Below are 23,836 nucleotides of genomic sequence, written 5' to 3'. Positions count from 1 at the left end.
CCCCAGCGGGGCCGGGCCACCTGCCCGGGCCGGCCGGACGAACCGCCCTTGCGGGCACCCTTGCCGGAGGAGCCGTTGGAACGAGACGGGGTGTTGCGGGTCACTGGGAGGAGTCCTTCTTGCCGCTGTCAGCCGACCCGGCGGGCTTCGCCGAGACTTCCGACTTTACGGCCTTCGGCGCCCGGGGCTCACCTCGTCGCACCGCACCCGGCGCCGACCAGGCCTTCTGCGGCTTGCGCCGCTCGGACGACTCCAGCTGCCACGGCACCGAGGTCACCATCACCCCCGGCTTGAACAGCAGCCGGCCCTTCAGCCGCAGCGCGCTCTGGTTGTGCAGCAGGTGCTCGTACCAGTGGCCGACCACGTACTCCGGGATGTAGACCGAGACCACGTCGCGCGGACTGCTGCGGCGCAGGTTCTTCACGTAGTCCAGCACCGGCGCGGTGATCTCCCGGTACGGCGAGTCCAGGACCTTCAGCGGCACCTCGATGCCGCGCTCGTCCCACTCCGCGCGCAGCGCCGCGGTGTCCGCCGGATCGACGTTCACCGTCACCGCCTCCAGGGTGTGCGCCCGGGCGAGCCGCGCGTACGCCAGCGCGCGCAGCGCCGGCTTGTGCAGCTTGGAGACCAGGACGATGGCGTGCACCCGGGTCGGCAGCACCACGTCGTCCGGCTCCTCGGCGGCGACCAGCTCCGCCGAGACCCGGTCGTAGTGCCGGCGGATCGCCTTCATCATCACGAACAGCACGACCATCGCCGCGATCGCGATCCAGGCGTGGCTGATCTTGGTGGCGAGCACGACGATCAGCACGGCCATGGTCATCACCAGGCCGAAGGTGTTGATCGCCCGGCTGCGCTGCATGTGGCGGCGCTTGGCCGGGTCGGTCTCGGTGCGCAGGTGCCGGGTCCAGTGCCGGATCATGCCGGACTGGCTCATGTTGAACGACACGAAGACGCCGACGATGTAGAGCTGGATCAGCCGGGTCGGGTCCGCGTCGAAGGCGATGATGAACAGGATCGCGGCCAGCGCCAGCAGGATGATGCCGTTGGAGAAGGCCAGCCGGTCACCGCGGGTGTGCAGCTGGCGCGGCAGGTAGCGGTCCTGGGCCAGGATCGAGCCCAGCACCGGGAAGCCGTTGAACGCGGTGTTCGCGGCCAGCACCAGGATCAGGCCGGTCACGGCCGCGACGAAGTAGAAGCCCGGCGTGAAGTTGGAGAACACGGCCTCGCTGATCTGCGCCAGCGCGGTCTTCTGGTGGTAGTCGCCGGGCACGCCGACCAGCTGCTCCGCGGGCTGCTCGGCCATCTGGACGCCGGTCAGCCGGGCCAGCCAGATGATGCCCATGAACATCACGACCGCGATGCTGGCCATCATCAGCAGGGTGGTCGCCGCGTTCTTGCTCTTCGGCTTGCGGAACGCGGGCACGCCGTTGGAGATCGCCTCGACGCCGGTCAGCGCCGCACAGCCCGAGGAGAACGCCTTGAGCAGCAGGAACACCATGGCGAAGCCCGCCAGGGACTCGTTCCCCGGCGTCGCCTGCAGATGGAAGCCGGAGCTCTCGGCGGGCATGTCCTGCCCCAGGCCGAAGTGCCGGACCACCCCGTACACCACCATGCCCAGCACGCCGACCATGAAGGCGTAGGTCGGAACGGCGAAGGCCGAACCGGACTCCCGCACACCGCGCAGGTTCATGCCCATCAGCACGATGACCACGACCACCGACAGGGTCAGCTCGTGACCGCGCAGCGCCGGCACCGCCGACACCACGTTGGCCACGCCCGAGGTCGTGGAGACCGCGACGGTGAGGATGTAGTCGACCATCAGCGCGCTCGCGACCACCAGGCCGGAGTTGGGGCCGTGGTTCACGGTGGCGACCTCGTAGTCGCCGCCGCCGCTCGGGTAGGCATGCACGTTCTGCCGGTAGGAGGCCACCACGGCGAGCATGACGATGGCGACGACGACGCCGATCTGCCACGAGAAGTGGATGGCCGAGGCACCCGCCAGGGAGAGTGTCAGCAGGATCTCCTCGGGCGCGTACGCGACCGAGGAGAGCGCGTCCGAGGCGAAGACGGGCAGCGCGATGCGCTTGGGGAGCAGAGTCTCCCCCAGCTTGTCGCTGCGCAACGCACGCCCGATCAGGATGCGTTTCGGTAGGTCAGTCGGCATAGGCACGTTAAGGAATCGTAGGGGTAGTCGACGCCGGGGTCCGCAGGGCCACCCCCGTCCCGCCCGTCGGGGTGCCCCTTCGTCGCGACTGTGTTCGGTGGACCGGCTAGCGTGTCGGATACGAGCAGGGCGGCAACACTCAGGTTGTCGTACCGAGCCCCACGAGGACGCCCGCCCCGGACACCGGGGCGGGGAAACGGAGATTCAGCGGTGTTTGCGCAGGTCATGGCCCCAACGCGACGGGTGAGGTAGCGCCGGTGCACATCGTCATCATGGGCTGCGGCCGGGTGGGCTCCGCGCTCGCCCGCGCACTGGAGAAACAGGGCCACTCGGTGGCCGTGGTCGACCAGGACCCGACGTCGTTCCGCCGGCTGGGTGCCGGGTTCAACGGGCGCCGGGTGACCGGGGTCGGCTTCGACCAGGACACCCTGAAGGAGGCGGGCATCGAGGAGGCCGGCGCCTTCGCCGCCGTCTCCAGCGGCGACAACTCCAACATCATCGCCGCCCGGGTGGCCCGCGAGAACTTCGGTGTGGAGAACGTCGCGGCCCGGATCTACGACCCCCGTCGCGCCGAGGTCTACCAGCGCCTGGGCATCCCGACCGTCGCCACCGTCCGCTGGACGGCCGACCAGATGCTGCGCCGGCTGCTGCCGAGCGGCGCCGAGCCGCTCTGGCAGGACCCGAGCGGCGCCGTCCAGCTCGCCGAGGTCGCCTACGCCCCGGAGTGGGTCGGCCGCCGGGTGAGCGAGCTGGAGGAGTCCTCCGGCACCCGGGTCGCGTTCCTCACCCGGCTCGGCGAGGGCGTGCTGCCCTCGCCCCAGATGGTGGTCCAGGAGGGCGACCTGGTGCACGTGATGCTGCGCCGCGCCGACCTGACGACGGTCGAGGCCGCGTTCGCGCGGGGCCCGGAGAAGGAGGGCCACTGATGCGAGTCGCCATTGCCGGAGCCGGCGCCGTCGGCCGCTCGATCGCGGGCGAGCTGCTGGAGAACGGCCACGAGGTCCTGCTGATCGACAAGAACCCGAACTCCATCTCGGTGGAGCGGGTCCCCATGGCGGAGTGGCTGCTGGCCGACGCCTGCGAGATCACCTCGCTCGACGAGGCGGCACTGCAGCGCTGCCACGTGGTGATCGCCGCGACCGGCGACGACAAGGTCAACCTGGTCGTCTCGCTGCTCGCGAAGACCGAGTACGGGGTGCCCCGGGTGGTCGCCCGGGTGAACAACCCGAAGAACGAGTGGCTCTTCAACGAGTCCTGGGGCGTGGACGTCGCCGTCTCCACCCCGCGCCTGATGTCCGCCCTGGTCGAGGAGGCCGTCAGCGTCGGCGACCTGGTCCGGCTGATGCGCTTCAGCCAGGGCAACGCCAACCTCGTCGAACTGACCCTCGCCTCCGACACCGAGCTGGTCGGCACCCGGGTCGGCGACGTGGCCTGGCCGCAGGACACAGCCCTGGTGACGATCATCCGCGAGGGCCGGGTCCTGGTGCCGGGCAAGGACGACACCCTGGAGGGCGGCGACGAGCTGCTCTTCGTGGCGGCCCAGGAACGCGAGGAGGAGCTGGAGGACCTGCTCTCCAGCGCCCCGGGCACCCAGTAGCGGCAACGCCGTACGGCACGCGGGGCCCGCACTCGTGAAGAGTGCGGGCCCCGCGTGCCGTACCGGTACCGGTCCGGTCAGTTCCCCCGGGCCGGACCGCCGGCGGAGTGCTCGTGGTCGGACCGCGCCTGCCCCTCCTCCGGCTCCTCGTCCAGCTGCGCCTTGATCGGCGGCGGCGCCTTCAGCAGGATCTGCCAGGTCACGTACATCGCCAGCAGCAGCGGCGGAATGCCCAGGGCGACCTTGAGCCAGCCCAGCAGGTTGACGTTGTGGGTGAAGTACAGCGGGAAGAGGATCAGCGGCTTGATGCCCATGATCACCACCCAGGCCCAGGTGGCCTTGGTGTAGGCGGCCAGCCGGCCCGGGTTCTCCTTGCGCCAGGTGAACATCTCGCCGGTCACCGGGCCCAGCATGATGCCGATCAGCGGCCACCGGACCAGCGCCGACACGGCCAGGCCCACGCAGTAGCCGACGTTCCAGAGCAGGCCGGGCAGGTAGAAGTTCTCCGCCTTGCCGGTCTTCATCGAGATCCAGGCACCGATCGCGACGCCGAACACCCCGCTGAAGGCGTGCTGGACGGTCTCCCGCTTCAGCAGCCGCGCGACCACGAACAGCGCGCTCAGGGCCAGCGCCGCCCAGGCGGCCGCCGGCACCTTGTGGGTGATGTTGTACGTGACGATGAAGACCAGACCGGGCAGGGTCATGTCGATCATGCCCCGGACCCCGCCGAACGCCTTCATCACGGTGTCGGCGGCCTCCCGCGAGGCCTGCGCCTGCCGGGCGGCCTCCTCGGCGTCGGCCTCCACCAGACCGAGCTGGGCGGCGGAATCCCCGCCGGACTGCTTGCTCACGCTCATTCGCTCCCGTGTCCGACCGGACGCAGCTCGTAGCGGGGGTTGAACAGCACCCGCCGACCGCGCGCATGACTGATCCGGCCGCTGGCGACCAGACGGCGCCCCGGCTCGATGCCCATGATGGAGCGGCGACCGAGCCACACCACGTCCAGCGCCTCGGTACCGTCGAAGAGCTCCGCCTCCAGGGCCGGCACACCGGCCCTCGGGCGCAGCGTCACGGTGCGCAGGGTGCCCGCGACGGTGACCAGTTCCCGGTCCCCGCAGCTGGCGATCGGGGTACAGCCCGACTCCGCCGCGATCTCCTGCCGCAGCTCCTCGGCCTGGAGCTCCTCCGCGGAGGAGGTCAGCCGGCTGAGCATGCGGCGGAAGCGCCCCTGTGGCTGGCCGCTGCTGTTGTCACCACTCATGCCGGAAGGGTACCGGTTCCGGGGCCCCCGGCGGCAGGCCGCGCAGGACGCCCGGGAGCCTCCCGGGCCTCCTCCTGACGTCCCGCGGCGGCCGTCGCGCGCTCCCGGACGGCCGCCCGCTCACGCCTCGAAGCGGTAGCCCATCCCCGGCTCGGTGATGAAGTGGCGCGGGTGGGAGGGGTCCCGTTCGAGCTTGCGCCGCAGCTGGGCGAGGTACACCCGCAGATAGTTCGTCTCGGTGCGGTAGGCCGGTCCCCACACCTCCTGGAGCAGCTGGGTCTGGCTGACCAGGCGGCCCGCGTTGCGGACCAGGACCTCCAGCAGATGCCACTCGGTCGGGGTAAGGCGGATGTCGCCGCCGTCCCGGTTCACCTTCTTCGCCGCCAGGTCGACGGTGAAGCTCTCGGTGACCACCACCGAGTCGTCCTCCCCCGCGACCGGCTCGGCCCGGCGGACGGCGGCGCGCATCCGGGCGAGCAGTTCGTCCATGCCGAAGGGCTTGGTGACGTAGTCGTCGGCGCCCGCGTCCAGGGCCTCGACCTTCTCGTCGGAGGCGTGCCGGGCCGAGAGCACGATGATCGGCACCCGGGTCCAGCCGCGCAGGCCCCTGATCACCTCGACCCCGTCCATGTCGGGCAGGCCGAGGTCGAGGACGACGACGTCGGGGTGGCGGGCGGCGGCGAGCTCCAGGGCGCTCGCGCCGTCGTGCGCCGCGTCGACCTCGTACTTGCGGGCCTTGAGGTTGATCACCAGCGCGCGGACGATCTGCGGTTCGTCGTCCACGACGAGGACCCGGGTCATGCAGGCTCCGCCTTTCGGGGCTGTCGGATCGGGAGGTGGTCGTCGGGCGACCGGTCGTGCGGGGCCCGGCCTTCGGGCGGCCGTGCGGCCGCGGCCCGGCTCTCGGGCGAACGGTGGCCGGGCGAACGGTCGCCGGGCGGGCAGTCGTACGGGGGGAGCCGTCCGGCCCCGGGCGCTCCCGGGGCGGCGCCGGTCATGCGGGAGCCGCGGGAAGCCCGGGCCCCGGCGGGTCCCCCGGTCCGGGCACCCGCTCGGCGGCCGGCAGGGTGACCACCATGGTCAGCCCGCCGCCCGGAGTGTCCTCGGCCGTCACGGAGCCGTCCATCGCCTCGACGAAGCCCCGCGCCACCGCGAGCCCGAGCCCCACCCCGGCCCCGCGCGGCGCGTCGCCGTAGCGCTGGAAGGGCGCGAAGATCCGCTCCTTGGCGTCCTCCGGCACTCCCGGGCCCCGGTCCACGATCCGCAGCTCGACCCGGCCCGGCTCCCCCGGCGGCCGCAGCGCACCGGCCTTGACCAGCACCTTCACCCCCTCCGGGCTGTACTTCACGGCGTTCTCGATCAGATTGGCGAGCGAGCGTTCCAGCAGCCCGCCGTCCGCCCGGATCATCGGCAGGGACTCCGGCACGTCCAGCCGGACGGCTCCCGGCGGGACACCGCCCAGTGCGAACGGCACCACCTCGTCCAGATCCGTCTCCTGGATCAGCGGGGTGACCGTACCGGTCTGCAGCCGGCTCATGTCGAGCAGATTGTTGATCAGGTGGTCGAGCCGGTCCGCGCCCTCCTCGATCCCGGCCAGCAGCTCCGCCTCGTCCGCCTCGTCCCACTCCACGTCCGCCGAGCGGAGCGAACTCACCGAGGCCTTGATCCCGGCCAGCGGGGTCCGCAGATCGTGCGAGACCGCCGCCAGCAGCGCGGTCCGGATCCGGTTGCCCTCCGCCTCGCGGCGCGCGGCCGCCGCCTCCCCCGCCAGCCGCCGGCGCTCCAGCACCACGGCGGCCTGGGCCGCGAACGCGCCGAGCAGCCGCCGGTCCTCACCCGGCAGCACCCGGCCCCGCAGCGCCAGGGCCAGGTTCTCCCCGACCGGCACGTCGACGTCGGCCGTCTCCGGCCGCTGCGGCGGGCGCGGGCCCGCCGTCGCCACCGGGTGCCACGCCCCGAGCGGGTCGGACCGCTCCAGCAGCGCCGCCGATTCCTGCTGGAAGGTCTCCCGGACCTGCTCCATCAGCGCGGTCAGCACCCCGTCCCCGCTGGGCGCCCCGCGCAGCACCGTGCCCGCCAGCGCGCTGAGCGTCTGCGCCTCGGCCTGGCTGCGGGCCGCCTGATGGGTCCGCCGGGCCGCCAGGTCGACCACCGAGGCCACGGCGATGCCGACGGCGGTGAATATCGCCACCGCCAGGATGTTCTGCGGCTCGTCGATCGTGAAGGTGTGTATCGGTGGAGCGAAGTAGTAGTTCAGCGCCGAGGAACTGACCAGCGCCGAGGCCATCGCCGGGTACAGGCCGCCCACCAGCGCCGCGCACACCGTCAGCGACAGGAACAGCAGCATGTCCGTGGTCAGGCCGAGACCGTCCACGTTGATCAGCAGCAGCGCCAGCAGCGGCGGCCCCGCCACCCCGATCAGCCAGCCCGCGACCGTCCGCGTCCGGCCGAGGTCGGTCACCCGGCGGACCGGGATCCGCCCCCGGCCCTTCGCCTCGTGCTCGTGCGTGACGATGTGCACGTCGATGTCGCCCGACTCCCGGGTCACCGTGCCGCTCACACCGGGGCCGTAGACGTACTGCCAGGCCGGGCGGCGGCTGGTGCCCAGCACGATCTGGGTCGCGTTCACCCCGCGGGCGAACTCCAGCAGTCCGGCGGCCGGATCGTCCCCCAGCACCGCGTGGTACGAACCGCCCAGGCTCTCCACCAGCGCCCGCTGCTCGATCAGCGCCTGCGAGGACCCCGAGCCGGAACCGGCGAGCCCGTCCGAGCGGGAGATGTGCACGGCCAGCAGCTCACCGCCCGATCCGCGGGCCGCGATCCGGGCCGCCCGGCGGATCAGCGTGGCACCCTCCGGACCGCCCGTCAGACCGACCACGATCCGCTCGCGCGCCTGCCAGGTGCCCTTGATCCCCTGTTCGGCCCGGTACTTCTGCAGGTACTCGTCGACCCGGTCGGCCGTCCACAGCAGCGCCAGCTCCCGCAGCGCCGTCAGGTTCCCCGGCCGGAAGTAGTTGGCGAGCGCCGCGTCGACCTTCTCCGGCGCGTACACGTTGCCGTGCGCGAGCCGGCGCCGGAGCGCCTGCGGCGACATGTCGACCAGCTCGATCTGGTCCGCCCGGCGCACCGCCTCGTCCGGCACGGTCTCCCGCTGCCGCACTCCGGTGATGCCCTCGACCACGTCCCCGAGCGACTCCAGGTGCTGGATGTTCACCGTCGAGATGACATCGATCCCGGCCGCGAGCAGTTCCTCGACGTCCTGCCAGCGCTTCTCGTTCCGGCACCCCGGCACATTGGTGTGTGCCAGCTCGTCCACCAGAGCCACCTGCGGCCGGCGCGCCAGCAGCGCGTCCAGGTCCAGCTCCGTGAAGACGGCCCCGCGGTGCGTCAGCTCCCGCCGCGGCACCAGCTCGAGGCCCTCCGCCTGGGCCGCCGTGTGCCGGCGCCCGTGGTCCTCGACGAACGCGACCACGACGTCCGTGCCGCGCTCCAGCCGCCGGTGCGCCTCCGCGAGCATGGCGTACGTCTTGCCGACCCCGGGGGCCGCCCCGAGGTAGATCCGTAGCCTGCCGCGTCCCATGTGCACCATTCTTGATCCGACCGAAGCTGGCGGCCATCCCGGACACCAGTTCCCTTCGCCTTCGAGACTACGGCGAAGACGTCGCTTTGCCAGCGATCCGGGCCTTGAGCTGGGAGTTTTAGCGCCATTTTGATGGGCTGCGGAGGGTGCCGCGCCCGGCCGGGGCGGCTCGGGGCCTGCCGTGCCGGCGAATTCACGGCTTTCTCCGCAGAATTCGGGCACAACGCAAAGAACCCCCGCCGGTTTCCCGACGGGGGTTCTTCACAAAGATTGTTCGGCGGCGTCCTACTCTCCCACAGGGTCCCCCCTGCAGTACCATCGGCGCTGTGAGGCTTAGCTTCCGGGTTCGGAATGTAACCGGGCGTTTCCCTCACGCTATGACCACCGAAACACTATGAAACTGTCAACCGCACCCACGACAGGCCATGTCATGGGGGTCGTTGTTTCAGAACAACACAGTGGACGCGAGCAACTGAGGACAAGCCCTCGGCCTATTAGTACCGGTCAACTCCACCCCTCACAGGGCTTCCATATCCGGCCTATCAACCCAGTCGTCTACTGGGAGCCTTACCCTCTCAAGGAGGTGGGAGTGCTCATCTCGAAGCAGGCTTCCCGCTTAGATGCTTTCAGCGGTTATCCCTCCCGAACGTAGCCAACCAGCCATGCCCTTGGCAGGACAACTGGCACACCAGAGGTTCGTCCGTCCCGGTCCTCTCGTACTAGGGACAGCCCTTCTCAACACTCCTACGCGCACAGCGGATAGGGACCGAACTGTCTCACGACGTTCTAAACCCAGCTCGCGTACCGCTTTAATGGGCGAACAGCCCAACCCTTGGGACCTACTCCAGCCCCAGGATGCGACGAGCCGACATCGAGGTGCCAAACCATCCCGTCGATATGGACTCTTGGGGAAGATCAGCCTGTTATCCCCGGGGTACCTTTTATCCGTTGAGCGACGGCGCTTCCACAAGCCACCGCCGGATCACTAGTCCCGACTTTCGTCCCTGCTCGACCCGTCAGTCTCACAGTCAAGCTCCCTTGTGCACTTACACTCAACACCTGATTGCCAACCAGGCTGAGGGAACCTTTGGGCGCCTCCGTTACTCTTTAGGAGGCAACCGCCCCAGTTAAACTACCCACCAGACACTGTCCCTGATCCGGATCACGGACCCAGGTTAGACATCCAGCACGACCAGAGTGGTATTTCAACGACGACTCCACCATGACTGGCGTCACGGCTTCAAAGTCTCCCACCTATCCTACACAAGCCGAACCGAACACCAATATCAAGCTATAGTAAAGGTCCCGGGGTCTTTCCGTCCTGCTGCGCGAAACGAGCATCTTTACTCGTAATGCAATTTCACCGGGCCTATGGTTGAGACAGTCGAGAAGTCGTTACGCCATTCGTGCAGGTCGGAACTTACCCGACAAGGAATTTCGCTACCTTAGGATGGTTATAGTTACCACCGCCGTTTACTGGCGCTTAAGTTCTCAGCTTCGCCCCGACGAATCAGAGCTAACCGGTCCCCTTAACGTTCCAGCACCGGGCAGGCGTCAGTCCGTATACATCGCCTTACGGCTTCGCACGGACCTGTGTTTTTAGTAAACAGTCGCTTCTCGCTGGTCTCTGCGGCCACCCCCAGCTCTGGCAGCAAGTGCCGTCACCAGGAATGGCCCCCCTTCTCCCGAAGTTACGGGGGCATTTTGCCGAGTTCCTTAACCATAGTTCACCCGAACGCCTCGGTATTCTCTACCTGACCACCTGAGTCGGTTTGGGGTACGGGCCGCCATGAAACTCGCTAGAGGCTTTTCTCGACAGCATAGGATCATCCACTTCACCACAATCGGCTCGGCATCAGGTCTCAGCCTCAATGAGTGACGGATTTGCCTATCACTCGGCCTACACCCTTACCCCGGGACAACCACCGCCCGGGCTGGACTACCTTCCTGCGTCACCCCATCGCTCACCTAATACCCCGTTGGGCCGCCGGCTCCACCACGTCCCATTGTCCGAAGACTCCGGGCCGGCTTCACGGGCTTAGCATCAGAGGGTTCAGCGTTGGCGCTTCAAAGCGGGTACGGGAATATCAACCCGTTGTCCATCGACTACGCCTGTCGGCCTCGCCTTAGGTCCCGACTTACCCTGGGCAGATCAGCTTGACCCAGGAACCCTTGGTCAATCGGCGCAAGAGTTTCCCACTCTTGTATCGCTACTCATGCCTGCATTCTCACTCGTATACCGTCCACGACTGGTTTCCACCGCCGCTTCACCCGGCACACGACGCTCCCCTACCCATCACAGCAGGCGTTGGCCCTTCATGCTGCAATGACACGACTTCGGTGATGTGCTTGAGCCCCGCTACATTGTCGGCGCGGAATCACTTGACCAGTGAGCTATTACGCACTCTTTCAAGGGTGGCTGCTTCTAAGCCAACCTCCTGGTTGTCTCTGCGACTCCACATCCTTTCCCACTTAGCACACGCTTAGGGACCTTAGTCGGTGTTCTGGGCTGTTTCCCTCTCGACCATGGAGCTTATCCCCCACAGTCTCACTGCCACGCTCTCACTTACCGGCATTCGGAGTTTGGCTAAGGTCAGTAACCCGGTGAGGCCCATCGCCTATCCAGTGCTCTACCTCCGGCAAGAAACACGTGACGCTGCACCTAAATGCATTTCGGGGAGAACCAGCTATCACGGAGTTTGATTGGCCTTTCACCCCTAACCACAGGTCATCCCCCAGGTTTTCAACCCTGGTGGGTTCGGTCCTCCACGAAGTCTTACCTCCGCTTCAACCTGCCCATGGCTAGATCACTCCGCTTCGGGTCTTGGGCATGCAACTGTATCGCCCTGTTCGGACTCGCTTTCGCTACGGCTACCCCACACGGGTTAACCTCGCTACACACCGCAAACTCGCAGGCTCATTCTTCAAAAGGCACGCAGTCACGAGACACACAGCAAGCTGCATGTCCGACGCTCCCACGGCTTGTAGGCACACGGTTTCAGGTACTATTTCACTCCGCTCCCGCGGTACTTTTCACCATTCCCTCACGGTACTATCCGCTATCGGTCACCAGGGAATATTTAGGCTTAGCGGGTGGTCCCGCCAGATTCACACGGGATTTCTCGGGCCCCGTGCTACTTGGGAGTTTCTCAAACGAGCCGTACAGATTTCGCCTACGGGGGTCTTACCCTCTACGCCGGACCTTTCGCATGTCCTTCGACTATCCATACGGTTTCTGACTCGCCGACCGGCCGGCAGACCGGTCAAGAAAAATCCCACGACCCCGTGATGGCAACCCCTGCCGGGTCTCACACCATCACGGTTTAGCCTCATCCGGTTTCGCTCGCCACTACTCCCGGAATCACGGTTGTTTTCTCTTCCTGCGGGTACTGAGATGTTTCACTTCCCCGCGTTCCCTCCACATACCCTATGTGTTCAGGTATGGGTGACAGCCCATGACGACTGCCGGGTTTCCCCATTCGGAAACCCCCGGATCAAAGCCTGGTTGACGGCTCCCCGGGGACTATCGTGGCCTCCCACGTCCTTCATCGGTTCCTGGTGCCAAGGCATCCACCGTGCGCCCTTAAAAACTTGGCCACAGATGCTCGCGTCCACTGTGCAGTTCTCAAACAACGACCAGACCCTCATACCCGACAACCCGCAAGCAGGCTGCCGCACATGAGACCGGCATCTCTGAAGCAACAGCCTTACGGCCGTTCCCTCAGGACCCAACAACGTGCCCGACACCCAGAATCGATCAACCGCGTTCCACGCCGAAGCAGTACTTGCAGAAGCCGATCCAGTGTGCCGAATAGTCAACGTTCCACCCATGAGCGACCGTGCAGAACATTCGCCTGCAAGCGGCACATTGCTCCTTAGAAAGGAGGTGATCCAGCCGCACCTTCCGGTACGGCTACCTTGTTACGACTTCGTCCCAATCGCTGGTCCCACCTTCGACGGCTCCTCCCCTTACGGGTTAGGCCACCGGCTTCGGGTGTTACCGACTTTCGTGACGTGACGGGCGGTGTGTACAAGGCCCGGGAACGTATTCACCGCAGCATGCTGATCTGCGATTACTAGCAACTCCAACTTCATGGGGTCGAGTTGCAGACCCCAATCCGAACTGAGGCCGGCTTTTTGGGATTCGCTCCGCCTCGCGGCATCGCAGCCCTTTGTACCGACCATTGTAGCACGTGTGCAGCCCAAGACATAAGGGGCATGATGATTTGACGTCGTCCCCACCTTCCTCCGAGTTGACCCCGGCAGTCTCCTGTGAGTCCCCATCACCCCGAAAGGCATGCTGGCAACACAGAACAAGGGTTGCGCTCGTTGCGGGACTTAACCCAACATCTCACGACACGAGCTGACGACAACCATGCACCACCTGTATACCGACCACAAGGGGGCGCCCATCTCTGGACGTTTCCGGCATATGTCAAGCCTTGGTAAGGTTCTTCGCGTTGCGTCGAATTAAGCCACATGCTCCGCTGCTTGTGCGGGCCCCCGTCAATTCCTTTGAGTTTTAGCCTTGCGGCCGTACTCCCCAGGCGGGGAACTTAATGCGTTAGCTGCGGCACCGACGACGTGGAATGTCGCCAACACCTAGTTCCCAACGTTTACGGCGTGGACTACCAGGGTATCTAATCCTGTTCGCTCCCCACGCTTTCGCTCCTCAGCGTCAGTAATGGCCCAGAGATCCGCCTTCGCCACCGGTGTTCCTCCTGATATCTGCGCATTTCACCGCTACACCAGGAATTCCGATCTCCCCTACCACACTCCAGCCTGCCCGTATCGAATGCAGACCCGGGGTTGAGCCCCGGGCTTTCACATCCGACGCGACAGGCCGCCTACGAGCTCTTTACGCCCAATAATTCCGGACAACGCTCGCACCCTACGTATTACCGCGGCTGCTGGCACGTAGTTAGCCGGTGCTTCTTCTGCAGGTACCGTCACTTGCGCTTCTTCCCTGCTGAAAGAGGTTTACAACCCGAAGGCCGTCGTCCCTCACGCGGCGTCGCTGCATCAGGCTTTCGCCCATTGTGCAATATTCCCCACTGCTGCCTCCCGTAGGAGTCTGGGCCGTGTCTCAGTCCCAGTGTGGCCGGTCGCCCTCTCAGGCCGGCTACCCGTCGTCGCCTTGGTAGGCCATTACCCCACCAACAAGCTGATAGGCCGCGGGCTCATCCTGCACCGCCGGAGCTTTACACCCAGGACCATGCGGTCCCGGGTCATATCCGGTATTAGACCCCGTTTCCAGGGCTTGTCCCAGAGTGCAGGGCAGATTGCCCACGTGTTACTCACCCGTTCGCCACTGATCCACCCCGAAAGGCTTCACCGTTCGACTTGCATGTGTTAAGCACGCCGCCAGCGTTCGTCCTGAGCCAGGATCAAACTCTCCGTGAATGATTACCCGTAATCGGGTCAGCACTCGCGTCGAGCGGCACGGCAACCACCGGAATAGGGCGGCCCCGCGCACTGCGTCCTCGCTAGTGTTTACTTCAAAAGGAATCTCCAACCCCAGGAAACCCTGAGGCCGGGGATGTCAACATATCTGGCGTTGACTTTTGGCACGCTGTTGAGTTCTCAAGGAACGGACACTTCCTTCAGGCGGCTTTCACACCGGCCCTCCGGGCGCTTCGTTCTTTCGTGTTCCCAGCTTATCAGATGTTTTCCGTGCCGTTCCCGGCGCTTCCTTCACCCAACTCGCTGGTGTCTTCTGCGGCTTGACGCCCCGTCCGACGTTTCAAACTCTAGCCGATCCCCGCTCCGAAAAGCGAATCCGGCCGCAATCCCCGAAAACAGGCACACCGAATAGACCCTGAGCCGGAACGTATCGAAAGAAATAACGACACGCCTCGGCCCGAAACGGGAAGAGGTGGTGTTTCAGAGGATTGGCCGCCCCGGGACCGTCCGCGCCGATGCGTGTCCGGTGCTCCCAGCCGAGCGACTACAGAACACTACGCCCATTCGGAGGCAAAGGCAAACAGTCCGTGCGAACGATGCGGGTGCAGACGGCACGGCCGGCCTTCACGTACTCGCCGTTGGGGTGGTCGTTGCCGGTGACCCAGCGGCGGGCGGTGGCCTCGTCGCGGCCGCCGGCGCGGTGGCGGTCGAGGAGACGGGCCTCGCGGACCGCGTCGTCGGCCTCGACGTACCAGAGCTCGCGCAGCAGCCGGCGGGCCTCCGGCCAGGGGCGGTCGGCGGAGGCGAGGTAGTTGCCCTCGGTCACGACCAGGCGGGCCCGCGGGTGGACGACGTGGCGGGCGGCCACCGGTTCGTCGAGGCCCCGGTCGAAGTCGGGGGCGTAGATGTCCTGGAACCGCTCGGTGGCGACCCGGCGCAGCAGGGCGACGTAACCGTGCGCGTCGAAGGTGGCGGGTGCGCCCTTGCGGTGGCCGAGGCCGAGGCGGTCGAGCTGGACGGCGGAGAGGTGGAAGCCGTCGAGGGGGAGGTAGGCGGCACTGCCCGGGCCCTCGCGGCGCTCGACCTCGGCGACGAGGTGCCGGGCCAGGGTGGACTTGCCGGCCGCGGGCGGGCCGGCGAGTCCGAGGATGGTGCGGGCCTCGCTTCCGGGGCCTCGCAGCAGGCCGAGGGCGAGGGCCGTCAGGTCGTCGGCGCCGGGGGTGTCCCCCGTGCGGTCCCCGGTGGTGCGGTCCGCGTTCATGGGCGAACCCTACTCAGCGGACCTGTCCCGGCGGACCGGCCCCGGCTGGGCGGGGGCGGCGAGGGCGGGCAGGTCCAGGGTGAGGGTGCCGGCGTGGGCGTCGAGCAGGGCCGGGACGCCGAGCGGGACGGTGAGGGTGGACGGGCAGTGGCCGAAGCCGAGCTCCCAGACGACGGGGACGCCGAGCGGTCCCAGCCGGTCGAGCATGACGTCCCGGACCCGGTCGAGCGGACCGCAGCCCTCCCAGGAGCCGAGGGCGATCCCGGTGACGCCGTCGAAGGCCCCGGAGCGCAGGAACTGCGTCAGGAGGCGGTCGAGCTGGTACGGGTGCTCGTTGACGTCCTCGAGGATCAGGATGCTGCCGGCGTAGGAGGGGCGGGCCGCGGGGGTGCCGCGCTCGGCGGCGAGGACGTGGGTGCAGCCGCCCGCGGTGACGCCGCGGGCCCGGCCGGGGACGAGGGTGGTGGCGGTGGGCGAGGTGATGACGGTGGTCGCGGCGGGGTCGAAGAGGGTGCTGCGCAGGTGTTCGGCGGTGCGCGCGTCGCCGATGAAGCCGGCGGTGGCGCTCATCGGTCCGTAGAGGGTGGCGAGGCCGAGGCGCTGGGCGAAGGCCTCGTGCAGGGAGGAGACGTCGCTGAAGCCGATAAGGATCTTGGGCGGGACGGCGCGCATGGCGTCCCAGTCGAGGAGGTCGACCATGCGGTGGACGCCGTAGCCGCCGCGGGCACAGATGACGGCGTCGACGGTGGGGTCGAGCCAGGCGGCCTGGAGGTCGGCGGCGCGGTCGGCGTCGGTGCCCGCGAGGTGGCCGAGGACGGGGTGGGTGTCGAGGACGTGCGGGGCGACGGTGACGCGCAGCCCCCAGGAGCGGAGGACGGCGGTGCCCGCGTCGAGCCGCTGCGGGTCGATGGGGCCGCTGGTGGCGACCACGGCGATGTGGTCCCCGGGGCGGAGGTGCGGCGGGCGGGTCAGCCCTCGGCCGGGGGTGGTCGGGTGCTGGTCCATGGCCGGGTTCCTTCCGGGTCGGGGTGTTCGCGGGGCGCGGTGTTCGCGGGGCGCGGTGTTCGCGGGACGGCTGCTCCCGGGACGGGTGCTCCCGGGGCCGGCGCGGGACCGGCCCCGAGAGGTTATGCCCCTGCCGCGGTCACAGCGATCCCATGACGGCCCGCACTTCGGTGAGGGTGGCGTCGGCGATCGAGTTGGCGCGTTCGGAGCCGGTGCGCAGGACCTGGCGGATGTGGCCCCGGTCGGCGGCGAGTTCGGCGCGGCGGGCGCGGATCGGGCGGAGGTGTTCGTTCACGGCCTCGGTGACCGTGCGCTTGAGGGCGGCCGCGCCGCCGTCGCCGATCTCCTCGGCGAGGTCCTCGGGGGCGCGGTCCTGGCAGAGGCCGGCGAGCAGGAGGAGGTTGGCGACCTCGGGGCGGCCGACGGGGTCGTAGGTGATCCGGCGGTCGGCGTCGGTCTTCGCGCCCTTGAGCAGGCGGGCGGTGGTGTCCTCGTCGGCGGCGAGCGGGACGGAGTTGCCGCGGCTCTTGCTCATCTTGCCGCCGTCGGTGCCGAGGAGCAGCGGTGCGGCGGAGAGCAGGGCGCGGGGGCGGGGGAAGACGGGGGTGCCGTCGGGGTGCGGGTAGCGCTCGTCGAAGCGGCGGGCGACGGTGCGGGCGACTTCGAGGTGCGGCAGCTGGTCCTTGCCGACGGGGACGAGGTCGGCCTTGCAGAAGAGGATGTCGGCGGCCTGGTGGACGGGGTAGGTGAGCATCAGTCCGTTCACACCGGCCTGGCTGGAGTGGGCGATCTCGTCCTTGACGGTGGGGTTGCGGTGGAGTTCGGCGACGCTGACCAGGCTGAGGAAGGGCAGGAGCAGCTGGTTGAGGGCGGGAACGGAGCTGTGGGTGAAGATCGTGGCGCGGTCGGCGTCGATTCCGGTGGCGAGGTAGTCGACGACGAGGTTCTCGGTGTGTTCGGCGAGGCGGTCGGCGAGGTCCCGGTCGGTGATGACCTGGTAGTCGGGGATGACGAGGAACATCTCGACGCCGAGGCGCTGGAGGTGGACCCGGTTGCGCAGGCTGCCGAAGTAGTGGCCCAGGTGGAGCGGGCCGGTGGGGCGGTCGCCGGTGAGGACGCGGTGGGCGGCCGGGTCGGCGCGGACGCCCTCGTCGAGCTCGGCGAGCCCGGCCAGGTCGGCGGGGTCGTTCGGGTCGTTCGGGGCGGTCGGGGCGGTCGTGGTGTTCGCGGTGGCCAGGGTGGTCACGGGGCTTCTCCTCGGTACGGCGGTGGTCGCGGCCGTCCGGGGCTCGGGGCCCGTCCCGTCGGAGAAACGCAGCAGGGCCGTCCATCCCGGACGGCCCTGGTCAGGCGTGGCTGGTGGCCGTCCTAGGACGGCCACCAGTCGAGACCTGCGAAGCGCTTCATGGGTTCGAGGGTAGCGGTCACCGGGGCCGGTCCGCCGCCGGATTACGGCTTCCGTGCCACGGCGTTCCGCGATGCTCCGTCGCCCGTCAGTCCTCGACGACGAGGGCGGGGGTGTCCTGGCGGAGGGTCTCGCCGCGGAAGAACGCGGGCCGGTAGACGCTGTACACGAACATGAGCACCGCGCCGAGCAGCAGGATCCCGACGCCGATGACGAACACCGAGCCGATGCCGAGGACGGCGCCGCTGCCGTACTCCGGGTCCCAGGCGTCGGTGAGGGTCTGCAGGAAGACCCCGCTCAGCAGCAGGCCGCCGAGCAGCGGGGCGAGGCCCTTGAGCACGAGGTCGCGCAGGCTGTTGCGGAGCGAGTGGCGGAAGTACCAGACGCAGGCGAAGGCGGTCAGCGCGTAGTAGAAGCAGATCATCAGGCCGAGGGCCAGGATGGTGTCCTGGACGACGTTCTCGCTGATGACGCTCATGCCGACGTAGAACACGGCGGTGGCGGCACCGGCGGCGAGGGTGGCGAAGCCGGGGGTGCGGTGGCGCGGGTGGACGGTGCCGAAGCGGGGCGGCACCGCCCGGTAGGCGCTCATCGCGAGCAGGGTCCGGGCGACCGGGATGAAGGTGGTCTGCAGGCTGGCGGCGGCGCTGGCGACGACGGCCAGGAAGAGCAGGATGCTCCACGGCGAGCCGAGGACCGGCCGGGCCAGGGCGGAGAAGACGTTGTCGGCGGTGTCCGGGTTGCCGAGGCCGTTGCCGGTGCTGCCGACGCCGGCGAACATCTGGGCGGCGACGGCGACCAGCAGGTAGGAGCCGACCAGGGTGACCATCGAGATCATCGCGGCCCGGCCCGGGGTCTTGGCGCTGCCGCTGGTCTCCTCGTTCATGGTGAGGCAGGTGTCCCAGCCCCAGTACATGAAGATCGAGAGCGAGAGGCCGGCGGTGAAGGCGCTGAACGAGCCCACCTCGAGCGGGTTGAGCCAGGAGGCGGAGAAGCCGATGGAGTCGGGCAGGTCCCCGGTGGCGGCCTTGCCGATGGCGATGCCCGCGAACAGCAGCAGGACGGCGAGCTGGAGCCCGACCAGGCTGTACTGGAACCACTTGGTGGCCGTCATGCCGCGGTAGCTCATCGCGGTGGCGGCGGCGATCAGGACGACGACGGTGGCCAGATGGACGGCCTTGTTGTCGTTGAGGTCGGCGACGGCTCCGCTGCCGGTCATCTCGCCGAGCATGAGGTACAGGAAGTCGGTGGCCACCCCGGCGAGGTTGGACAGCACGATGATGGTGGCGACCGTCAGGCCCCAGCCTGCCATCCAGCCGACGCGGGGGCCGAAGGCCTTGACCGTCCAGGTGAAGGACGTGCCGCAGTCCGGGAAGTCCTTGTTCAGTTCCTTGTACGCGAACGCGACGAGCAGCATCGGCAGGAAGCCGGCCAGGAAGACCGCGGGCATCTGGACACCGACGGCGGTGACCGTCGGTCCCAGGGTGGCGGTCAGGCAGTAGACCGGGGCGACCGTGGAGACGCCCAGGACCACGCTGCTCAGCAGGCCGACGGAGTTTCCCCGTAGACCCTTGTCCCCCGCTGCCCCCGTCGCCCCCGCCACCCCCGTGTCGGGGGCTCCACCACTGGCACCACTGACCGGGGCACCCTGCGGAGCGGCGGGCGCCGTTGCCCGGCCGCTGCTTCCGTGCTCTGAGAGCTGCTGATCAAACACCTGCGCACCCTAGGTGCGGGTACCGAAGGTTGAGTAGGCCAACCCTTGGTGATTTGAACCACTCCCTTCGATTCGCCCGAGCAAAGCTGAGCGTTGGCCGATGATGCATGGGCCATAAGGGCGTGTACCTTTATTTCAAAGGGCTGTGACGGAATCGATTCGCCCGCCGTGTCACGTTTTGAGACGTTTTGACATCGACCCCGCGGGCCCGACGGGCGCGGCGCGGGACCCTTCGGTGACGTCGGATAGGTTTGCCTTGCCTAACCGACATTCCACCCCCGAAGGAGCGCCGCGTGTCCCCCACCCCCGGCCACCCGACCACCCCCCGCCCCGGCCGACGGGCCCTGCTCACCGCGGCACTCACCGGCGGCGCCGTGCTCGGCCTCGGCGGACTCCTCACCGCCTGCGGCAGCTCGGACGGCTCCGGCGGGTCGACCGGACCGGGTGGCTCCGGCGGCACGGCGAAGCCCTCCGGCGGTTCCTCGCCGGACCAGAAGTCCGTCAAGCAGGGCGGCGACGACTACGCCACCGTGATCGAGAAGATGAAGGGCTTCGGCACCGACGCCGCCCCCGGCGTCTACCCGCGGACGATCCGGCACGCGCTGGGCGAGACCGTCGTCCCGGCGAAGCCGACCCGGGTCGTCGTCCTCGACACCGGCGAGCTCGACAACGTCGTCTCGCTCGGCATCCAGCCGGTCGGCGTGGTCCACACCGACGGCTCCAAGACCATGCCGTCCTACCTCAAGGACAGGGCCGGCAACCCCGCCGCCGTCGGCACCATCAACAGCCTCAACCTGGAAGCCATCGCCGCGCTCAAGCCCGACCTGATCCTCGGCAGCCAGCTGCGCGCCCAGGACCAGTACCAGCAGCTCTCCAAGATCGCGCCGACCGTCTTCTCGCTGCGCCCCGGCTACCCGTGGAAGCAGAACTTCGTGCTCAACGCGAGCCCGTTCGGCCTGGAGGCGGAGGCCAGGGCCCAGCTGGACGCCTACCAGGCGGCGGCATCGGCGATCGGTGCCGCGCTCGGCGACAAGCGGCCCACCATCACGCCGCTGCGCTTCATGCCCGGCAAGACCCGGCTGTACGCGGAGCTGTCCTTCATCGGCACCGTCCTCACCGACGTCCGGCTGCCACAGCCCGCGATCGAGCAGGTCAAGGAGCTCGCGGTGGAGATCGGCCCCGAGCAGATCGACAAGGCGGACGCCGACTGGATCTTCTACGGGGTCTACGGCACCCCCAGCTCCACCAACCAGGACGCGGTGCTCGGCGGGGCGCTCTGGAAGACCCTCGGCGCGGTCAAGTCCGGTCAGGCGCGGCCGGTCCCGGACGAGACCTGGTTCCTCGGGCTCGGCGTGGCCGCCGCCAACGTCGTCCTGTCCGACCTGAAGGGCTTCGTGGCGCCCGGCGCCTGACCGGCTCCCTCCCGGGGGGGAGGGCCGGGGCCGGGGGTCGGGGCCCCGGGGGCCGGTGAGGCCCGTACGGGGAGCGGCCGGGCCCCGGCAGCCGGGTCGGGAACCGGGGAGCCCGATGGGACGTCAGGCTGTTGTGCAGGTGGGACCGGTGGTACGAGGGGGACTCGTGGGGCATGACGGTGTTGTGGGGCGCAGGGGGCGGAAACCCGCTTGGAGCACGTCGCCCGGTACGGAAGGATCGACGGGACCGTACCCCGAAGGGCCCGTGCCAATGACCACGCTCGACCGGACCGCCGCCGACCGGACGCCGTCCGCCCCACCCGTTCCCCCGGCGATCGACGCCGCCCCGGTGAACGGGGTGGCCCGCTGCTGCTCGGTCACGGCGGCGGTCGCCGACGGCCGGACGGGCGGTGCGACCGGCGTTCTGACGGGCGGCTCCGTGCCGCGGCCGCGCGGCGGCGAAGCCGACGGCGGGTCCGGGTCCTCCGGCTGGTCCGTGACCGCCGAGACGGGCGGAGCCGGCGGGTCGGGCAGGAGCGGCGGGTCGAACGGTTCGGGCGGTTCGGGCGAGGCGGGTGAGGCGTTCCCCGGGCTCCGGCAGCCGGCGGCCGTCCAGGAGTCGACGGTCCCGGTACTGCGGGCGTCCCAGGAGGAGTCGCGCGCCGCCTTCGGTCGACGGCCGTCACCGTCGCGCCGCCTCCGCCTGCTGCATCCGGGGACGGCCGCCGCCCCCGTCCGGCCGGACGGCGCACGCACCGCTCCGGGGCCGGTCACCGGTACGCCGGTCGTCCCCGGACCGCGCTCCGACGGCGACCGGGACGCCTCCTGGCCGGGGTCGGCAGCCGAGCCCCCGCTGGGCGTGCTGATCGGTGGCACCTCCCAGCTGCCGGAGGCCGGTGGACGCCCGGGCCGCGCCGAGGAGCGGCCCGCCGCCCGGATGACCGCCGAGATCCTCCGGCTCGGCCGGGGGACCTGTCTGGTCGTGCTGCCCGCCTGGCGGCCCGCGATCGCCGTCTCGGTACCGATCGAGCAGTTGCTGAGCGCCACCGGCCTCACCCGGGAACAGCTCGCGGAGGCCCGGCTCTCCGTCGTGATCAACCCCGGTGCCCTGCACGACCGGGAGCTGGAGCTCCGGGACTGGCAGGTCGGCCCGCCCGGGCGGCCGGGCCGACGCGGCCGGCGCCGCCCGCTCCAGGCGTTCGGGGCCGACGGGAGTACCGCTCAGGAGCGGACGGATCCGCCGTTCGGGATGTAGCCGAGATCGACGGGCCGGGGTTCGCGCCGCTCGGTGAGCCAGCCCTCGCGGACCTCGGCCAGCAGCTCCGGCAGCCGGGGCGGCCAGAGGGCGTCCGCGTTCTCGTCCGCGAGGTCCGCCGGGGTCCACCAGCGCCAGTCGAGGATCCGGTCGGCGGCGTGCACCGCGCTGACGTCGCCGACCGGGCCCCGGTGCGGACCGTCGGTGAGGTAGATGTGCTCGTGCTGGCGGACCGGCGTGCCGTGCCAGGTGAAGTCGTGCTCCCAGGTGCATAGCAGCGGGCCCGGTTCGAGGTCCGACCAGCCGGTCTCCTCCCACAGCTCGCGGCGTGCCCCGGCCCACGGCGTCTCGTCGGCCTCGATGCCGCCGCCCGGCATGGTCCAGTGCACGCCGACCTCGCTGTTGTCCGAACGCAGGAGGAAGACGGAACCGTGCTCGTCCAGGACGACCGTCCTGGCGGCCCGGCGTGGGGTCCTTCGCGCGTTTCGCCACAGGTTTCGCATCGGGTCACTCTGCCAGCGGTGCGCTCCGGCCGTCGAACGGATTCCGCCGGCCTTCCGGCCCGCGGGCGCGACGGCCCTGCCGGTCGGCGCGACGGGCCCTGCCGGTCGGCGCAACGAGCCCGACCGGTCGGCGCAACGAGCCCGACCGGGCCGGTCAGGGCTTGTGGCGTCGGGGTTTTGACGGCTCGACGGGCTGCCCCTGGCCGTACCCTGACGCCCATGCCCGCACCCGCGTTCCTCCTCCCCTCCCATCCGCTGGACCCGCGCCGGATCGATCCCCAGTTCGTCCGGGAGGCCCGGCTGCTGCGGGACCTGGGTGGCGAGCACCACCTCGTCGACCACGACGCGCTGCTCGCCGGCGACGCCCGCGCGGCCGTCGACCGGGTGCCGGCGGGCCGTGGACCGTTCTGGTACCGGGGGTGGATGCTCCCCTCGGACCGCTACGCGGCCTTCGCCGCCGCCCTGGCCGAACGCGGCGGGCATCTGCTGACCAGCCCGCCCGGGTACGCGTCGGCGCACGAACTGCCGGGCTGGTACGGGGTGTTCGAGGGGGCGACGCCGCAGAGCGTCTGGCTGCCGTTGGCGGGGGCCGGCAGCGGGGCCGGGAGCAGTGGTGGGGCCGGGAGCAGTGGTGGGGACGGCGGCGGTGGGGACGGGGCCGGGATCGCGCCGCCCGGTCCGGAGCGGTTGGCCACGGCCGTCGCCGAGCTCGGCGGGCGGGGACCGGCGATCGTCAAGGACTACGTGAAGTCCCGCAAGGACGAGTGGGGCGAGGCCTGCTTCGTCCCGGAGCTGGCGGACCTGCCGGCCGTGGCCCGGGTGGTCGCCCGGTTCGTGGAACGGCAGGGCTCCTACCTGGCCGGGGGTGTGGTGCTGCGGCGGTTCGAGGAGTTCACCCGGGTGGTGTGGGACGCCGAGGGGACGCCGTCCGGCGGGACCGGACGGGAGCGGGCCCGGGACCCCGGGCTGCCGGACGACGGCCGGGGCGGGCGGCGGCGGGCCGTGGAGTCCCGGGTGTGGTGGCTGGACGGCGAGCCGGTGCTGGTCGGACCGCATCCGGACCTGCCCGGCTGCCCGGCCGCCCCCGACCTCTCCGGGGTGCGGCCGCCGGTGCGGACGCTCGGCTGCCGGTTCGTCACCACCGACCTGGCCGAGCGGGCGGACGGCTCCGGCTGGCGGGTGGTCGAGGTCGGTGACGGGCAGGTGAGCGAACTGCCCCGGGGGATCGATCCGTCGAGGCTGCTGATCGCACTGCTCGCGGCGTGAACGACCG

At 69.4% G+C, this 23,836-nt stretch carries 15 protein-coding genes and 3 rRNA genes; 5 read left to right on the top strand and 13 right to left on the bottom strand.

Annotated features, from left to right (window positions below):
- Positions 1–100 precede the first annotated feature (100 nt).
- Complete coding sequence (locus BLU95_RS25530; protein ID WP_093862035.1) at positions 101–2,173, bottom strand: APC family permease; 2,073 nt, start codon at positions 2,171–2,173, stop codon at positions 101–103.
- Positions 2,174–2,424: 251 nt separating this feature from the next.
- Between BLU95_RS25530 and BLU95_RS25525 the strand changes: the two genes are divergently transcribed.
- Together BLU95_RS25525 and BLU95_RS25520 are read left to right on the top strand one after the other, a co-directional pair.
- On the top strand, positions 2,425–3,093 hold the full coding sequence (locus BLU95_RS25525) for a potassium channel family protein (protein WP_093862034.1): 669 nt from the start codon (positions 2,425–2,427) through the stop codon (positions 3,091–3,093).
- Positions 3,093–3,764 carry a potassium channel family protein gene (locus tag BLU95_RS25520; protein ID WP_093862033.1) on the top strand — a complete coding sequence of 224 codons (672 nt, stop codon included), beginning with the start codon at positions 3,093–3,095 and terminating at the stop codon, positions 3,762–3,764. Before BLU95_RS25525 ends, BLU95_RS25520 begins: the two co-directional genes overlap by 1 nt.
- A 77-nt stretch (positions 3,765–3,841) precedes the next feature.
- Here the strand turns inward: BLU95_RS25520 and BLU95_RS25515 are convergent, their stop codons facing one another.
- The 11 genes from BLU95_RS25515 to BLU95_RS25460 all read right to left on the bottom strand — a co-directional run bounded on the left by BLU95_RS25515 (position 3,842) and on the right by BLU95_RS25460 (position 19,282).
- On the bottom strand, positions 3,842–4,615 hold the full coding sequence (locus BLU95_RS25515) for a DUF3159 domain-containing protein (RefSeq protein WP_231977782.1): 774 nt from the start codon (positions 4,613–4,615) through the stop codon (positions 3,842–3,844).
- 2 nt (positions 4,616–4,617) lie between these two features.
- Positions 4,618–5,025, bottom strand: coding sequence for an OB-fold nucleic acid binding domain-containing protein (locus BLU95_RS25510; RefSeq protein ID WP_030397356.1), 408 nt, complete (start codon positions 5,023–5,025; stop codon positions 4,618–4,620).
- 120 nt (positions 5,026–5,145) lie between these two features.
- Positions 5,146–5,826 (bottom strand): response regulator, encoded by a 681-nt coding sequence (locus tag BLU95_RS25505; RefSeq protein WP_030397355.1) that lies wholly within the window; start codon positions 5,824–5,826, stop codon positions 5,146–5,148.
- A gap of 193 nt (positions 5,827–6,019) precedes the next feature.
- On the bottom strand, positions 6,020–8,605 hold the full coding sequence (locus BLU95_RS25500) for a DUF4118 domain-containing protein (RefSeq protein WP_093865122.1): 2,586 nt from the start codon (positions 8,603–8,605) through the stop codon (positions 6,020–6,022).
- A 272-nt stretch (positions 8,606–8,877) separates the two neighbouring features.
- Positions 8,878–8,994: ribosomal RNA gene (gene rrf / locus BLU95_RS25495) — 5S ribosomal RNA — on the bottom strand.
- 85 nt (positions 8,995–9,079) lie between these two features.
- Positions 9,080–12,202: ribosomal RNA gene (locus tag BLU95_RS25490) — 23S ribosomal RNA — on the bottom strand.
- A gap of 282 nt (positions 12,203–12,484) precedes the next feature.
- Positions 12,485–14,008 (bottom strand): 16S ribosomal RNA (locus tag BLU95_RS25485).
- Together the 16S, 23S and 5S rRNA genes form the textbook arrangement of a ribosomal RNA operon.
- A gap of 544 nt (positions 14,009–14,552) precedes the next feature.
- Complete coding sequence (locus tag BLU95_RS25475) at positions 14,553–15,269, bottom strand: nucleoside/nucleotide kinase family protein (protein WP_093862030.1); 717 nt, start codon at positions 15,267–15,269, stop codon at positions 14,553–14,555.
- 9 nt (positions 15,270–15,278) lie between these two features.
- Positions 15,279–16,274 (bottom strand): S66 peptidase family protein, encoded by a 996-nt coding sequence (locus BLU95_RS25470; RefSeq protein WP_093862029.1) that lies wholly within the window; start codon positions 16,272–16,274, stop codon positions 15,279–15,281.
- A gap of 139 nt (positions 16,275–16,413) precedes the next feature.
- Entirely contained in the window at positions 16,414–17,448 is a 1,035-nt protein-coding gene (gene trpS, locus BLU95_RS25465; protein WP_231978842.1) for a tryptophan--tRNA ligase, read from the bottom strand.
- A 319-nt stretch (positions 17,449–17,767) separates the two neighbouring features.
- Positions 17,768–19,282, bottom strand: a complete 1,515-nt coding sequence (locus BLU95_RS25460) for an APC family permease (RefSeq protein ID WP_093862027.1) — start codon at positions 19,280–19,282, stop codon at positions 17,768–17,770.
- A 404-nt stretch (positions 19,283–19,686) separates the two neighbouring features.
- On the opposite strand from BLU95_RS25460, the gene BLU95_RS25455 reads away from it, so the two are divergent.
- Together BLU95_RS25455 and BLU95_RS25450 are read left to right on the top strand one after the other, a co-directional pair.
- On the top strand, positions 19,687–20,805 hold the full coding sequence (locus tag BLU95_RS25455) for an ABC transporter substrate-binding protein (RefSeq protein WP_231977781.1): 1,119 nt from the start codon (positions 19,687–19,689) through the stop codon (positions 20,803–20,805).
- 271 nt (positions 20,806–21,076) lie between these two features.
- A complete protein-coding gene (locus BLU95_RS25450) occupies positions 21,077–22,060 on the top strand; it encodes a hypothetical protein (RefSeq protein WP_093862026.1) in 984 nt (327 codons plus the stop codon).
- Here BLU95_RS25450 and BLU95_RS25445 read toward each other — a convergent pair.
- Positions 22,027–22,563 carry an NUDIX hydrolase gene (locus BLU95_RS25445; RefSeq protein ID WP_030394120.1) on the bottom strand — a complete coding sequence of 179 codons (537 nt, stop codon included), beginning with the start codon at positions 22,561–22,563 and terminating at the stop codon, positions 22,027–22,029. The genes BLU95_RS25450 and BLU95_RS25445 overlap by 34 nt on opposite strands.
- Before the next feature lie 219 nt (positions 22,564–22,782).
- On the opposite strand from BLU95_RS25445, the gene BLU95_RS25440 reads away from it, so the two are divergent.
- The gene (locus tag BLU95_RS25440) at positions 22,783–23,829 is read left to right on the top strand and encodes an ATP-grasp domain-containing protein (RefSeq protein WP_093862024.1); all 1,047 of its coding nucleotides are present in this window, start codon (positions 22,783–22,785) and stop codon (positions 23,827–23,829) included.
- The last annotated feature ends 7 nt before the right edge of the window (positions 23,830–23,836 follow it).

Origin of the sequence: Streptomyces sp. TLI_053 (assembly GCF_900105395.1) — a bacterium.
In the GTDB taxonomy this organism is placed as follows: Bacteria; Actinomycetota; Actinomycetes; order Streptomycetales; family Streptomycetaceae; genus Kitasatospora.
This window is presented reverse-complemented; position numbering and strand designations above follow the sequence as displayed.